Below are 15,598 nucleotides of genomic sequence, written 5' to 3' on the forward strand. Positions count from 1 at the left end.
GACAATGATAAATGGTATAAAACGATAAAAAGTAAAAGAAAGATTCTTCGTAAACTCAGAATGACAAAATACTTGTCATTTTGAGCCTAGTCGAAAGATCTTTTTTTGTATAAGAAAAGAGGAAGATTAGGATTTATTGCAATCAATTATGTAAAATAAGTATATATAATCGTTAAAAATAAAGGATAAACGAAAAAAGGAGGAGTTTTGTGTTAGAATCAAATTTTATAAAAAGAGAAAATCATAAAATAGGAGACATACCAGTAATAAGGCTTCTACCAAAATATACTGAAAAACCTTACAAAACTATAGTGTTTTATCATGGGTGGAGTTCTTCAAAAGAAATCCAGCTTATGAGAGGGATGATTCTTGCAAGCTTTGGCTATCAGGTTATACTTCCAGATTCTATTAACCATGGAGAAAGAGGAATTGTAGACTATGAAAATCCTAAAGAAGTTATAAAATACTTTTGGCCTACAATTCTTAAAAATCTTGATGAATATAAAGAAATAAGAGATTATATGGTAAAAAACTTCAATGCTGACGAGAAAAAAATAGGGGTAAGTGGAAACTCAATGGGAGGATTTTCTGCAGGTGGTATTTTTACCTATAATAATGAAATAAAAGCACTTTCTATATTGAATGGTTCAGCAAATTGGAAGGGTGCTAATTTTATATTTAAAGAGCTTGTCCAAGGGGAACTTCCAGACTGGCTTAAGGAAGAAGAGGAAAAAATAAACCTTGTAGATCCTATGAACAATTTAGAAAAATTAATAGATAGGCCAATTTTAATGCTTCATGGAGGAGCCGATAGTGTAGTAGATATAAGAAGTCAAAAAGATTTTTATAAAACTGCTTATTTAAAATATAGAGACAAGAACAAGATTCACTTAATTGAATATAATAATTTAAATCATATTGTTTCTACAAATATGTTAGAGGAGACCGTAAAATGGTTTAATTTCTTTATTTAATTAGGGGATGATTCTTATGAGACCTTTGATTGGACTTACTAGCGGAGATAAAATTGTAAAGGGGACTAATCAAAATAAGTTAAACTATACTTATATAGATGCTATAGAAAAATCTGGAGGAGTTCCAATTATAATACCAAACTTAAAGGAAACTGACTATATAGAAGAAATTTTAAAAAGAATAGATGGTCTTGTTTTTACAGGTGGAGAAGATATTTCTCCCCTTCTTTTTAATGAAGAACCTATCAGACAAACTACAAAAATATCTTATATGAGAGATAAGATGGAAATGGAACTTTTTAAGTTAGCTTATAAAAAAAGAATACCTATATTTGGAATTTGTAGGGGAATACAGCTTATAAATGTAGCTTTAGGTGGAAACTTATATCAAGATATCGATTTACAAATAGAAAAAGCTCATGGACATATGTCTAGTTTTGATATAAAGGGAGGATACCATAGCCTTACTATCTTTAAAAACACTCATTTATTCAATATATTTAAAGAAGAAAAGATAATAGTAAACTCACAACACCATCAAAGTGTAAAGGACTTGGGAAAAGGATTAAAGGTTAATTCAATATCACCAGATGGAGTAATAGAAGGCATAGAATCTAGTAACCATGAAAACTTTATATTGGCAGTACAATTCCACCCAGAAGCTATGATAATCAGAGAGGAAAAGTTTTTAAACATATTCAATTATTTTATTAAAAATTGTTTTATATAAAATAAAGTAAGGATATTAATTAAAAATAAAATAGGAATACCAAAGATAAACTTCTTTTTCCTAGTCTTATGATGAAACATTTTCATACCTATCATGGATCCAAGAGATCCGCCTATAAATGAAATTCCTATTAAAAATGATTCAGAAATTCTCCACATATTTTTTCTAGATCTTTTCTTATCCATATAAAAACAAATAAAGCTTATCATATTTATAATAAGAAAATAAATCCATAAAAATGATTCTAATAAATCCATATAAAACCTCCTATTTAACTATATGCTATAAGAATAATATATAGTTAAAATATGGAGGTGTCAAACATTGTCTGAAAATTAACGATATTTGGAAAATATGCAAATTTAAAGTATTATGTATATATATGTACTTATATAAGTAAATATATAATAATAAATAAATAAGGAGGTTTTTTAATGGAATTTGTTTTCGAAAAGGAAAAAAATAAGGACAATATTGAAGACTTAGAAATTTTTATCAAAGAGACCAAAGATAGTCCAGGTGCCCTTATGCCTATTATGCAAGAAACACAAGAGATATTTGGTTATCTTCCACTAGAAATGTTACAGCTTATTTCTAGAAGAACAAATACACCGCTTGCGGATATATATGGAGTGGCAACGTTTTACTCACAATTTACTTTTATTCCTATGGGGGAATATAAGATAAATGTGTGTCTTGGAACTGCTTGTTATGTTAAAGGTGCACAAGGAATCCTAGAAGCGATTGAAAAAGAACTAGGTATAAAGCATGGAGATACAACGCCAGATTTAAAATTTTCCATAATAGAAGCAAGATGTTTAGGAGATTGTGGACTAGCTCCTGTATTTACTATTAATGATGATGTATATCCACATGTTAAAAAGGACGATATAAAAGGAATATTAGACAAATATAGATAAAATGGAGGTGTATTTATGATTGCATTAGATATGTTAGAAGAAATAAAAGAAAGAAATAGAAAGGCCCTAGAAGATAGACTCACTGAAAAGGGAGGATATATCATAGATGAAGAAGGAATAAGACTTAAAGGTGATTACTTTGAAAAGCAGGTAAGAATTGCTCTTAAAAACTGTGATATTATAGATCCAACCAATATAGAGGAATACATAGCAATGGATGGATATTTCTCTCTTAGAAACATACTTAATAATATGACACCAAAAGAAGTTATAGACATAGTAAAAGACTCAGGACTTAGAGGAAGAGGGGGAGCAGGTTTCCCATCAGGTATAAAATGGGACACTGCATATGGACACAAGTCAGATAAAAAGTATGTAGTTTGTAATGCAGACGAAGGAGATCCAGGTGCATTTATGGATAGATCTATACTAGAAAAAGATCCTCATTCTGTACTTGAAGCAATGGCTATAACAGGTTATGCAATAGGATCTGATCAAGGCTTTATTTATGTAAGAGCAGAGTATCCTGTAGCTGTTACAAGACTTAAAGAGGCAATTGAAAAGGCTAAAGAGTATGGGGTTTTAGGACAAGGTATATTTGGTAGTGACTTTAACTTTGATATAGAGTTAAGACTTGGAGCTGGAGCTTTTGTATGTGGTGAAGGTACAGCTTTAATAGAGTCTATTGAAGGTAAAAGAGGTATGCCAAGAACTAAGATATATAGAACAGCTCATAAAGGACTTTGGCAACAACCTACTATTATAAATAATGTGGAAACATTTGCAAATGTTCCTGTAATATTCCAAAGAGGTGTAGACTGGTTTACAAGTATAGGTACAGAAAAATCTCCAGGTACAAAAGTATTTGCTCTTGTAGGTAAGGTTGAAACTGCAGGTCTAGTAGAAGTACCTATGGGAATGCCACTTAGGGAAATCATCTATGATATAGGTGGAGGAATACCAGATGGTAAGAAATTCAAATCAGTTCAAACAGGTGGTCCTTCAGGAGGATGTATACCTGAACATTTAATTGATACGCCAGTTGACTTTGAGTCACTTGCAAGTATTGGAAGTATAATGGGATCGGGTGGAATGGTTGTTATGGACGAGACAGACTGCATGGTTGATATAGCTAAATTTTTCTTGGATTTTACAGTAGATGAATCTTGTGGAAAGTGTGTTCCTTGTAGAGAAGGTACTAAAAGAATGTATGAACTATTGGAAAAGATAACATCTGGAAATGGCAAAAAAGAAGATATAGATACTATGGAAAAGTTATCTGTAACTATAAGCTCAGCATCACTCTGCGGACTAGGTCAAACTGCATCAAATCCTGTAGTTAGTACACTTAAATATTTCAGAGACGAATATGAAGCACATATTTTAGATAAAAAATGTCCGGCTGGAAGTTGCCAAGAACTTTTAGAATATTTTATCACTGATAAATGTATTGGGTGTGGACAATGTAAAAAGGTATGTCCTGTTAGCTGTATATCTGGAGAACGAAAAGCACTTCATATCATAGACCAAGACATATGTATAAGCTGTGGAGCATGTCAAGAAAAATGTCCAGTAGACGCTATAATTAGAAGTTAATGGAGGTGAACTTTATGGTTAATATTGTAATTGATGAAAAAAATATAAGGGTTCCAGCAGGAACTACAATTCTTGAAGCAGCTAAAACAGTTGGAATAGATATACCAGCTCTTTGCTATGATCCAAACTTAGAAATAGTATCTGCTTGTAGACTATGTGTAGTTGAGATAGAAGGTAAAAATAAGCTGGAGACATCCTGTTCGACAATGGTAAAAGAAGGGATGAGAGTAAATACACATTCAGAAAAAATTGATACTGTTAGAAAAGATATTTTGCAACTTCTTTTAGACAGTCACCCAAATGATTGTCTTACTTGTCAAGAAGCTGGACAGTGCTTGCTTCAAAAGTATTCTTATGAATATGATGTAAAGTTTAGAGAACATGATGGGGCTATGAGGCCTCGTTTAATAGATACTTCTAGCCCTTATATATTAAAAGATGATAGTAAATGTATACTTTGCGGTAAATGTGTTAGAACTTGTAGTCAAATAGAAGAAAGGCAAGTGTTGGCATTTTCCGAGAGGGGATATGATACAAAAATAGTATTAGACGCAGATCAAACATTAGAAACCTCCTCTTGTGTATCTTGTAATAGATGTGTTGTAGCATGTCCAGTAGGAGCTTTAGTAGACAAGAGAAGCTTAGGAAAAGTAAGAAGTTGGGAAGGCCAAAAACATGTTGTTAAATGTAAAGCTTGCCAATATGGTTGTAATTTTGAGGTTACAAAAAGTAAGGGAGAAAATGTTGCTATTAAAGCTATGGAACCTGCAAATGGTAGACCACTATGTTTAAGAGGAAGACTTACTACAGAGTTTATAAACGTAGATAATCCAGAAAAACCTTTTAGAAAAATAGATGGTGAGTTTGTAGAAACGACTTGGAAACAAGCACTAGGCCTTGAAGAAGTTATGGAAAAGATGGATTTATTAAAAGACATGGGCCTGTTAGAAGATGAATAGTGTCAGGAGGTAATATAATGAATATAAAAATAAATAATAATACTTATCAAGTAGAAAAAGATTCTACTATATTAGAAGTTTGTAAACTTCTAAACATAGATATTCCAACACTTTGTCATGATGAAAGACTTACTCCACATTCAGCTTGTAGAATGTGTTTAGTAGAAGTAGAAGGAGCTAAAAACTTAGTTACTGCTTGTAGTACACGAATAAAAAAGGATATGGTTATTTTTACAGATAATGAAAAGGTGAGAAATGCTAGAAGGGATGTATTAGACCTACTTCTTTCAAATCATCCTATGGAGTGTTTAAATTGTGAAAAATCAGGTAAATGTAAACTTCAAGATTATGCCTATGATTATGACTTAGTAGATGGAACATTTGAAGGAGAAACCAGACAAGGTAAAATAGATAGCACAAACCCATTTTACTTTTATGATCCAGAAAAATGTATACTGTGTGGTCTTTGTGTAAGGGTTTGTGATGAGCTCCAATGTAGTCATGCTATAGGATTTGAAGATAGAGGATTTGATACCATAGTTGCTACTCCTTTTCAAGAGGGAATTATAAATTCAGAATGTGTTTCTTGTGGAAACTGCGTATCAGTTTGTCCAGTTGGAGCACTCCTCCCAAAAAGTTTAGAAAAGTTTAGACATTGGGAAACTGAAAGTGTAAGAACTACTTGTTCTTATTGTGGAGTGGGATGTCAAATAGATCTTACGGTACATGATGGTAAGGTGCTTGGCGCAGAACCTGCTTTTGATTCAGTAAATCAAGGTCTCTTGTGTGTAAAGGGTAAATTTGCATATAAGTTTATATCTCATCCTGATAGAATAAAGACTCCACTTATAAGGAAAAATGGAGAACTTGTAGAAGCAAGCTGGGAAGAGGCATATAGACTTATAGGAGAAAAGATAAGCAATACAAAAAAAGAAAGTGGAGCTGATAGCTTTGCGGGTCTTTCTTCGGCAAGATGTACCAATGAAGAAAATTATCTTTTTCAAAAGTTATTTAGAGGAGTAATAGGTACAAATAATGTTGACCACTGTGCTAGGCTCTGACATTCTTCCACAGTTGCAGGTCTTGCAACAACACTTGGAAGCGGAGCTATGACTAACACTATAAAAGAAGTACAAGATAGTGAGTGCATGTTTGTAATAGGTTCAAATACTACAGAAAACCATCCAGTTATAGGTTCTATGATGAAGCAGGCTAGGGAAAAGGGTGCAAAACTTATAGTTGCAGATCCTAGAAAGATTGAATTAGCTGACTATGCTGATGTCTTTATGCAGATACATCCTGGTACTAATATAGCCCTTTTAAATGGAATGATGAATGTTATAGTAGAAAAAGAACTTTATGATAAAAAATATATAGATGAAAAAACTGAAAACTTTGAAGAACTAGTAAAACTTGTAAAAGAATATACTCCTGAAAGAGTTGCAAAAATTTGTGGTGTAAAAGAAGAAGACATAGTAAAAGCAGCTAGAATTTATGGAGAGTCAAATACAGCAGGTATCTATTATGCTATGGGTATAACCCAACATAGTACTGGTACTCACGGAGTTATGAGCGTATCAAACCTTGCTCTTATGTGTGGAAACGTAGGTAAGGAATTTGGAGGAGTAAATCCTTTAAGGGGACAAAATAATGTTCAAGGTGCATGTGATATGGGAGCACTTCCTTCAGATTTGCCAGGATATCAAAAGGTATTTAAAGAGGAAATAGTAGAAAAATTTGAAAAAGCTTGGGATACAAGACTTAGTACACAAGTAGGACTTACTATACCTGAGATAATGGATGGATGTGGAGATGACTCTATTAGGTTTTTATATATAATGGGTGAAAATCCTATGGTTTCTGATCCAGATATAAATCATGTTAAAAAATCTTTGACAAATGTAGACTTTTTAGTTGTTCAAGATATATTCTTAACTGAGACAGCTGAGCTTGCAGATGTTGTTTTACCAGCCTCATCTTTTGCAGAAAAAGATGGTACTTTTACAAATACTGAAAGAAGGGTACAAAGGGTTAGAAAGGCTATAGAACCTGTTGGAGATTCTAAACCTGACTGGCAAATTATAATGGAGATAATGAATAAGGTAGGATATAAAAAGAAATATTTAGATGCGTCAAGCATAATGGATGAAATATCTAGTGTAACGCCTCAGTATGGGGGTATAAACTATAAGAGACTAGAAGAGGATCCATTAGGTCTTCAGTGGCCATGTACTGATAAGAACCATCCTGGAACGCCTTTCCTTCATAAAGAAGCTATGGCTAGAGGTGTAGGATTATTTATGCCTTGTGAGTATGTGAAGAGTGCAGAGCTTCCAGATAAAGAATATCCATTTACCTTTACTACAGGAAGAATACTTTACCACTACCATACTAGAAGTATGACAGGTAGGGTAGAGGGATTAAATACACTAGCTCCAAGTTCATATGTAGAGATAAATGAAATAACAGCTAGAAAGATGAAAATAAAAGACGGAGACATTGTAAAATTAAGCTCTAGAAGAGGTCAAATAGAAACTACTGCTAGAATTACAGATATAATAGATGAAGGCGTTCTATTTATGCCTTTTCACTATGCAGAAGGTGCAGCAAACTATTTAACTAATAATAGTTTAGATGCCATAGCAAAGATACCAGAGCTAAAAGTAGCTGCAGTCAGAATGGAGAAAACTTCATAGGAGGGATAGAATGCAAAACTACGAAAGTATTTTAAGATATGCCATGCAGATGGAATTAGATGGACATAACTTTTATTTAGAAAACAAGGATAAATTTATTAAAACAACTAGCAAAAAAATGTTCGAAGAACTTGCTGATATAGAAATGGAGCACTATGAATATTTAAAATCTCTACTCCATACTTATTTAGAGACAAATACTATTAAAGTAGATAAAGATATTTTAGAAAAAGAAGAAGATATAGATATATTCAAGTCTAGGGAAGAATCGGAAAAAATAGAATACACCTTAGACCAGTCAGATATACCAGATTTAACTATTCTTAGAATGGCTTACTTAATTGAAAGAGACTATAAGGAGTTTTATGAGGGAGTAGCTGAAAATGCTGAAGATGAAGAAATGAAAGAGGTATTTACAACCCTAGCCAAATGGGAAGCTGGACATGAGAAGCTATTCAAGACAGAATACAATAGGCTCATGAAAGAATATATGAACCTACCTTGGGGTGGTTAATATGTTTAAAGTTGGAGTAATAACTTGCAGCGATAAAGGATTTTTGGGAGAGAGAGAAGATTTATCAGGTAAACTTATAATAGATATATTGGAAAGAAATGAGTATAAGGTAGAAAGTTATAAGATGATTCCAGATGATAAAGAAGTGATAAAAAAAACCATGATAGATATGAGTGATAAGTTAAAGGTAAATCTCATTCTAACAAGTGGAGGTACAGGATTTAGCAAAAGAGATGTAACTCCCGAAGCTACCTTAGAAGTAAGTGACAAAAATGCAAATGGTATAGCTGAAGCTATAAGAAGCTACAGTTTAAGCATAACTAAAAGAGCTATGCTCTCTAGAGCGGTATCTGCTATAAGAGGAGATACTTTAATAGTAAACTTACCAGGGAGTCCAAAGGCCGTAGAGGAAGCTTTAGACTATATACTTGATACTCTTTTTCATGGACTTGAGATTTTGACAGATACTAGGCACGACTGTGCCAGAAAATAGGTGATTTTATGAAATTATTTGGAACTTGTATAATACTTGCAGGGGGAAAAAGTTCAAGGATGGGCTTTGATAAACAATTTTTAAAGGTAGATAAAAGAAGACTTATGTATAGTATTATATCTAAACTTGAAAATGAGTTTGATGAAATAATAATAGTAACAAATAAGCCAGAGCACTATATAGGTCTAAGTCACAAGATTACTATGGATATATTAAAAGAAAAGGGACCACTTGGTGGTATTCATGCAGGACTAAAGCAAGCAAAAAGCAAGTATTCCTTTGTCATGGCCTGTGATATGCCAAATGTCAATATAGAATATATAAGATATATGAAAGAAAATACTTCTAAGATGGGATCTACAACAAGATTTAAAGATTGGATAGAACCATTTTGTAGTTTTTATTCTAAAGAGATGGTTAAGCCAATAGAAAAATATTTAAAAACAAAAAAGAGATCTATAACTCATCTTCTTATGGATTTAGATATAAACTATATAGAAGAAAAAGATGCTAGAGAATTTAGTCCCTCTTGGGATATGTTTTTAAATTTAAATACTCAAAATGATTTAGAAATATTTTTAAATGCTGAAAAAGAAAGCTGTAGTTAACTATGAAATACACAAAACAATATGATATACTAAGAATAAATAAAGATAGGAAAACAAATGAAAAAGATGTCCTAGTAGTAGAAAACCCCTTTACCATATTTATAGATGATAAGGAGATAATAACTCTACTATGTACCCCTAAGTCACTAGAAGAACTTAGTATAGGTTTTATAATTTCTGAAGGCTTTATCGATAGTTTAGATGATATAGAAAATATATCTCTTGATGAAAAAGCTTCTATAGTCTATATAGACTTAAAAAGGAAAAAAAGCTTTGCAGAGAAGTTTCAAGGGAAAAGAACTATAACATCAGGTTGTGGCAAGGGAACTGTATTTTATAATGTATTAGATTCTTTTAAATCTAAAAAAATAAAGAATCCATTAGAAATAAATATTGAAATAATAAAGAAAAACATGAGAGATTTTAATAAAAGATCAGAACTTTTTTTACAAACAGGCGGAGTTCACAGTTGCGGTTTATATGACGGAGAAAAAATGATTGTATTCGAAGAGGATATAGGTAGACACAATGCCCTAGATAAGATAATCGGAAAAGCTTTAAAGGGAAATATAGATTTTAAAGACAAGATGATCTTTACAAGTGGGAGGATATCAAGTGAAATACTTATAAAGACGGCAAAAATAGAAATTTCAACAATAGTATCAAGATCTGCTCCTACAAGTCTTGCCATAGATATGGCAAAAGAACTAGGAATAAATCTTATAGGATTTGTAAGAGGAGAAAAACTTAATATATATAGTAACATTCCGAGCTTAACTCTCTAAAACTACTGTCAAATGAGTCATGATATTACAATTAGAAGAGGCAGCCTTTAGTTGAGGTTGCCTTTCTTACATATAATAAAATGTATAAGAATATGAATATATAAATATGAAAAATAGGAGAGAATATGGAAAGATATAAGAGGAATTACTCATCAATTTCAAAAGAAGAGCAGAAGATACTTTCAAATATATCTGTCGCTATTGTAGGTCTTGGTGGTCTTGGTGGATATGTCTTAGAAAATCTTGTAAGGCTTGGAGTTAGAAATTTTAATCTTATAGATAAGGATGTTTTTGATAAGTCTAACTTAAACAGACAAATCTTAGCTACAGAAAAAAGCCTTGATAAGGAAAAGGCAAAGGAAGCCTTTAATAGGGCCTTAGAAATAGATCATAGGGTTAAGGCTAAAGTTTTTTGTGAAAAATTAGACGAAACTAGCCATAGAATGTTGGAAGGTGTAGATGCTGTAGTTGACTGTTTAGATTCTATAGACACCAGGCTTTTACTAGAAGACTTATGTGATAAAATGGACTTGAGTCTAATTCATGGAGCTATAAGAGGATATCATGGACAAGTAGGTATATCCAGTAGAGACAATAGAATTATACACAAATTATATAAAAAGGATAAGAGAGAAACTAAGAAGTATGAAGAGTTAGGGAACCTACCCATGACCTGTATGGTAACAGCTTCCTTGCAGGTAAACTTTCTATTAAAGACTATTTTCAAGGAAGATTTAGAAGATAAATTTATTGTGATAGATGTCAGGGAGATGGAGATTGAAAAGATAAGTATATAAGAAGATCTTTAGAGGTGAAAAGATGGATTATAATTATATTAATAACTTAAATAAACATATTCCACTGCCAACTGTTATAACAAGTAATGATGGGATGATTAATAGTATAAATATACATACATTAAAGATGTTTGGATATAAGGAAAGTGAACTATTGAATACTTATATTTCAAATTTATTTGAAGGCTTTGATAGGGTGAGGGAGGATATATCTTTAAAGAAGCCAGTAAGAGAGAGAGAGGTCTATGTCTATACTAGGAGCAACAAACTTAGACTTACTATATCAGCATATGCTATTTATTTTAGAAAGAATAAAGATTTTGACCTTATATTTTTATTTGAAGATATTAAGAAAGAGAGAAAACTTTCAGATAAGATCTTAGAAAATAGAGCAATATATACCTTCGATAAGATCATATCAGAAAATAAAGATTTTCTAGGGCTTATAGATTTTGCTAAGGGAATTTCTAATTCTAAATCAACAGTACTTATAGGTGGAGAAACAGGTACGGGTAAGGAAGTATTTGCCCAATCTATTCACAATAGAAGCATGAGAAAGAATAAGCCATTTATAGCTATTAACTCTGCTGCTATTCCTGAAAACCTAATAGAATCGGAGTTGTTTGGTTATGTAGGAGGAGCATTTACAGGAGCAAAAAGCTCTGGTCAAGTGGGGAAGTTTGAACTGGCAGACAAAGGAACTATATTTTTAGATGAAATAGGTGAAATGCCACTTAAACTCCAAACACGGCTATTAAGAGTAATAGAAGAGGGAATAGTCTCAAGAGTAGGTGGTATAGACCAAACAATAGTAGATATAAGGATTATAGCTGCTAGCAACAGAAACTTAAAAAAGGAAGTAGCCGAGGGAAGATTTAGAGAGGATTTGTTTTATAGATTAAACGTACTTCCTTTAACCATCCCACCCCTTAGGAAAAGAAAAGATGATATAGTGCCTTTAGCTAACTTTTTTATGAAGAAGATATCTAGGAGATTAAATAAAAACAAAGTAAGATTAAATGACCATGCTATAAATAAAATGATGGACTACAATTGGCCGGGAAATATTAGAGAACTTGAAAACCTAATAGAACTCATAATCAATTTAGGATATCTACCAGATAGCTTTTTTAATGAAGAAACTAATGAAATCATCCAATCAAGTAGAACTGACAAGATTTATTCATTAGAAGAGCTTGAAAAATGTCATATTATAAAAATGCTGAAATTGTATAATGGAAACATTTCTAAAACATCTAAGGTTTTACAAATAGGGAGAAATACTTTATACAATAAGATAGATAAGTACAATATAACTGTTCCATCTTAGGGCAATGGGCCAAAATGGAACAGTTATATTGTACTGTTATGATACAGTGGAATTTAAATATGTAATCTAGGCCCCTAAACTGCCCTCTTTATACTTGGCATGTATATTGCACTAATAATAATAAGGTAGATGGGTTGTTAATTACATAAATTTCAAAGGGGGATTTTATATGTATGGTTATATGGGTAAGATTTTAAGAGTAAATTTAACAGATAGAACATATACAAGGGAAGATTTTGATTTTGATTTTGGGAAGAAATATTTAGGAGCTAGAGGTGTAGGTGTTAAAATTATGATGGATGAAGTACCTGCAAAGACAGATCCACTTAGTCCAGAAAATAAATTAATAGTTGCTGCAGGTGGATTAACTGGTGCTCCAGTTCCTACATCTGGAAGGTATATGGTTATAACAAAATCACCTTTAACTGGCACCATAGCGATTGCTAACTCAGGGGGACGCTGGGGAGCAACCTTTAAAACTACAGGTCATGATGCAATAATTTTTGAGGGAAAAGCTGATTCACCAGTTTATTTATATATAGAAGACGATAAAATTGAAATTAGAGATGCTAAACACTTATGGGGTAAAACTATTACAGAAACAACGGAAGCTATTGAAGAAGAATATGAGAAGGTTAATGTTATGGCTATAGGGCCTTCAGGGGAGAAACTTTCCTTACTTGCAGCTATTATGAATGATATTGATAGAGCAGCTGGTAGAGGTGGAGTAGGAGCTGTGATGGGTTCTAAAAACCTAAAGGCTGTTGTTGTTAAGGGAAGTAATAAGGTTCCTATATTTGATCCAGAAAGAACTAAAGCAGTATCTAGAGATAAAGTTACAACTTTAGTAAAGGACCCAGTTGCTGGAGAAGGTCTTCCTTTATTTGGATCTGCAGTTCTAGTAAATATCATAAACGAAAGTGGAGTTTTTCCAGTTAAAAACTTCCAAGAAGCTTATACAGAACAAGCGGATGAGATTTCAGGAGAGTCATTAACAGAACATCACTTAGTAAAAAAATCTGGATGTTACAGATGCCCTATTTCTTGTGGTAGGGTAGTAAAACTAGATGATGGAACAGTAGTTGGTGGACCTGAGTATGAAACTATTTGGGCCTTTGGTGCAGACTGTGGTTTATATGATTTAGAAACTATAAATAGGGCAAATATGATTTGTAACGATTATGGTATAGATACTATATCCGCAGGTGCTACTATAGCAGCAGCTATGGAGTTATATCAAAGGGGATATATAAAGGATGAGTATATCGCTGCAGATGGACTTAGTTTAAACTGGGGAGATGCTGATGCGGTATTAGGTTGGACTAAAAAGATGGCTACCAGAGAAGGATTTGGAAGTAAACTAGCTGATGGTTCATTTAGACTAGCAACTGATTATGGTGCACCAGAAATATCTATGTCGGTTAAAAAGCAAGAGTTACCTGCATATGACCCTAGAGGAATTCAAGGACATGGATTATCCTATGCAGTAAATAATAGGGGTGGATGTCATATTAAGGGTTATATGATAAGCCCAGAGATATTAGGATATCCTGAAAGCTTAGATAGATTCTCTTTAGAAGGAAAAGCAGCTTATACAAAGATATTCTTAGACTTAACAGCTGTTATTGACTCAATAGGTCTTTGTGTCTTTACTACTTTTGGACTGGGATTACCAGACTATACAGAGATGTATAATGCTGTTGTAGGAGATGTTCATACAGATGATAGTCTACTTGAAGCAGGAGAAAGAATATGGAATCTTGAAAAGATATTTAATATACGTGAAGGATTTGGCAGTAGAGATGATAAACTTCCAAGAAGATTAGTAGAAGAGCCTATACCTCATGGACCTTCAAAGGGGCATGTTCATAAATTGGATGAACTTCTTCCAGAGTACTACCAAGTAAGGGGATGGGATAAAGAAGGGGTACCTACTTTAGAAACATTAAAGAGATTGGGATTAGAAGAATATAGTAAATATGTAGATGGATCAAATGAAGAAGCTTTAAGCTATTAGGAGGTATGCATTTGATAAATGTAGAAATTAGATTGTTTGCAACCTTTAGGGAAGATAGAGAAAAGAAATATTTCTTTGAGCTTCCAGAAAAGACTAATATACTAGATATCCTAAATAAGCTCAATATAGATAGAGAAGAAGCGAGTTTAATCTTATTAAATGGTATAGATGGTGACGTAGATAGAGAATTAAAAAATGGAGATGTCTTGTCACTATTTCCTCCAGTTGGAGGAGGCTAAAATACAAGAACTTCCTAACAAGAGTTAGGAAGTTCTTGTATTTTAAAATATAGGATCATTTGGAGTAATATACTAAATACCTAACTAAAAATGTGGCTATACATAGACTATACTAAAAAATATGATATACTAAAATAAATAGTACTAGAAAAACTAACAAGATCTACATATATTAATATTCCGAGCACAAATCTCTAAAACTATTGGTGAAAGAAGTCATGAGATTACTGCCTACGGGTATATGGAGAAATCTATATGCCTCCCATTTGGAAAGGAAAAATAAGGCAACCTTATTTTTGGGTTGCCTTTTTTTATAAAAAACTAAAGGAGAGATAAGACAAATGAAACAAATAAGAAAAGTATTAACATTGATGATGGTGTTTCTACTAGCTATTGCTATGGTAGCTTGTACACCAAAGAATGAAGAAACACCAAAGACACCGGATACTGAGGTATCTGGAGATGATGTTCCAGAAGAAAAGGGAACTATTATTCTATCTACTACAACTAGTACTCAAGATTCAGGATTACTTGATTTTTTATTACCTAAGTTTACAGAAGAAACAGGTATAGAAGTAAAAACTGTAGCTGTAGGAACTGGACAAGCACTAGAAAATGGTAGAAATGGAGAAGCAGATATACTACTTGTACATGCTAAGGATTCAGAAGAAGAATTTGTAGCAGATGGTTCAGGAACTGAAAGAAGAGATGTAATGTATAATGACTTCGTATTAGTAGGACCTAAGGATGATCCCTTAAATATTAAGGCTGATAGTCCTGAGGATATAGAAGCTGCTCTTAAAGCTATAAGTGCTGGAGAAACAGAATTTGTATCTAGAGGAGATGACTCTGGGACACATAAGAAAGAATTAAAGATATGGGAAGCTGCTGGTGTTGAACCTAGTGGTCAATGGTATGTAGAAGCAGGTTCTGGTATGGG

The 15,598-nt window shown here is 32.7% G+C and carries 16 protein-coding genes and 1 riboswitch; of the genes, 15 read left to right on the forward strand and 1 reads right to left on the reverse strand.

Features of this window, described 5'->3' with window-relative positions; all coding sequences use genetic code 11:
* The first annotated feature begins 209 nt into the window (after positions 1 to 209).
* The gene (locus ACTHW2_RS00005) at positions 210 to 974 is read left to right on the forward strand and encodes a prolyl oligopeptidase family serine peptidase (protein ID WP_442261657.1); all 765 of its coding nucleotides are present in this window, start codon (positions 210 to 212) and stop codon (positions 972 to 974) included.
* Positions 975 to 990: 16 nt separating this feature from the next.
* Entirely contained in the window at positions 991 to 1,704 is a 714-nt protein-coding gene (locus tag ACTHW2_RS00010) for a gamma-glutamyl-gamma-aminobutyrate hydrolase family protein (RefSeq protein WP_442261658.1), read from the forward strand.
* On the opposite strand, the gene ACTHW2_RS00015 is transcribed toward ACTHW2_RS00010, so the two are convergent.
* Positions 1,677 to 1,961, reverse strand: coding sequence for a DUF1294 domain-containing protein (locus ACTHW2_RS00015; RefSeq protein WP_442261659.1), 285 nt, complete (start codon positions 1,959 to 1,961; stop codon positions 1,677 to 1,679). The two genes, ACTHW2_RS00010 and ACTHW2_RS00015, sit on opposite strands and share 28 nt — an antisense overlap.
* A gap of 177 nt (positions 1,962 to 2,138) precedes the next feature.
* Here ACTHW2_RS00015 and ACTHW2_RS00020 point away from each other — a divergent pair, with 177 nt between their 5' ends.
* From ACTHW2_RS00020 to ACTHW2_RS00080, 13 genes are all read left to right on the forward strand, one after another.
* Positions 2,139 to 2,624, forward strand: coding sequence for an NADH-quinone oxidoreductase subunit NuoE family protein (locus ACTHW2_RS00020; RefSeq protein ID WP_442261660.1), 486 nt, complete (start codon positions 2,139 to 2,141; stop codon positions 2,622 to 2,624).
* Positions 2,625 to 2,639: 15 nt separating this feature from the next.
* Positions 2,640 to 4,220 carry an NADH-ubiquinone oxidoreductase-F iron-sulfur binding region domain-containing protein gene (locus tag ACTHW2_RS00025; protein ID WP_442261661.1) on the forward strand — a complete coding sequence of 527 codons (1,581 nt, stop codon included), beginning with the start codon at positions 2,640 to 2,642 and terminating at the stop codon, positions 4,218 to 4,220.
* 14 nt (positions 4,221 to 4,234) lie between these two features.
* Positions 4,235 to 5,179 (forward strand): 2Fe-2S iron-sulfur cluster-binding protein, encoded by a 945-nt coding sequence (locus ACTHW2_RS00030; protein ID WP_442261662.1) that lies wholly within the window; start codon positions 4,235 to 4,237, stop codon positions 5,177 to 5,179.
* A 17-nt stretch (positions 5,180 to 5,196) separates the two neighbouring features.
* On the forward strand, positions 5,197 to 7,875 hold the full coding sequence (gene fdhF, locus ACTHW2_RS00035) for a formate dehydrogenase subunit alpha (protein WP_442261663.1): 2,679 nt from the start codon (positions 5,197 to 5,199) through the stop codon (positions 7,873 to 7,875).
* Positions 7,876 to 7,885: 10 nt separating this feature from the next.
* Entirely contained in the window at positions 7,886 to 8,389 is a 504-nt protein-coding gene (locus ACTHW2_RS00040) for a ferritin-like domain-containing protein (RefSeq protein WP_442261664.1), read from the forward strand.
* A 1-nt stretch (position 8,390) separates the two neighbouring features.
* The gene (locus tag ACTHW2_RS00045; protein ID WP_442261665.1) at positions 8,391 to 8,882 is read left to right on the forward strand and encodes a MogA/MoaB family molybdenum cofactor biosynthesis protein; all 492 of its coding nucleotides are present in this window, start codon (positions 8,391 to 8,393) and stop codon (positions 8,880 to 8,882) included.
* Between the two features lie 8 nt (positions 8,883 to 8,890).
* Positions 8,891 to 9,490 (forward strand): molybdenum cofactor guanylyltransferase, encoded by a 600-nt coding sequence (gene mobA, locus ACTHW2_RS00050; protein WP_442261666.1) that lies wholly within the window; start codon positions 8,891 to 8,893, stop codon positions 9,488 to 9,490.
* A gap of 2 nt (positions 9,491 to 9,492) precedes the next feature.
* Entirely contained in the window at positions 9,493 to 10,275 is a 783-nt protein-coding gene (gene fdhD / locus ACTHW2_RS00055; protein ID WP_442261667.1) for a formate dehydrogenase accessory sulfurtransferase FdhD, read from the forward strand.
* A gap of 125 nt (positions 10,276 to 10,400) precedes the next feature.
* Complete coding sequence (locus ACTHW2_RS00060; protein ID WP_442261668.1) at positions 10,401 to 11,072, forward strand: HesA/MoeB/ThiF family protein; 672 nt, start codon at positions 10,401 to 10,403, stop codon at positions 11,070 to 11,072.
* A gap of 22 nt (positions 11,073 to 11,094) precedes the next feature.
* Positions 11,095 to 12,402, forward strand: coding sequence for a sigma-54 interaction domain-containing protein (locus ACTHW2_RS00065; RefSeq protein ID WP_442261669.1), 1,308 nt, complete (start codon positions 11,095 to 11,097; stop codon positions 12,400 to 12,402).
* A 169-nt stretch (positions 12,403 to 12,571) separates the two neighbouring features.
* Positions 12,572 to 14,419: an aldehyde ferredoxin oxidoreductase family protein gene (locus ACTHW2_RS00070; protein WP_442261670.1), complete on the forward strand. Its 1,848-nt coding sequence runs from the start codon at positions 12,572 to 12,574 to the stop codon at positions 14,417 to 14,419.
* A 5-nt stretch (positions 14,420 to 14,424) separates the two neighbouring features.
* Positions 14,425 to 14,658: a MoaD/ThiS family protein gene (locus ACTHW2_RS00075; protein ID WP_442261671.1), complete on the forward strand. Its 234-nt coding sequence runs from the start codon at positions 14,425 to 14,427 to the stop codon at positions 14,656 to 14,658.
* 166 nt (positions 14,659 to 14,824) lie between these two features.
* Positions 14,825 to 14,951: riboswitch (molybdenum cofactor riboswitch) on the forward strand.
* 48 nt (positions 14,952 to 14,999) lie between these two features.
* On the forward strand, positions 15,000 to 15,598 hold a 599-nt coding region (locus ACTHW2_RS00080; protein WP_442261672.1), incomplete at its 3' end, for a substrate-binding domain-containing protein.

It is taken from the genome of Tissierella sp., assembly GCF_052089545.1.
Lineage (GTDB): Bacteria > Bacillota > Clostridia > Tissierellales > Tissierellaceae > Tissierella_A.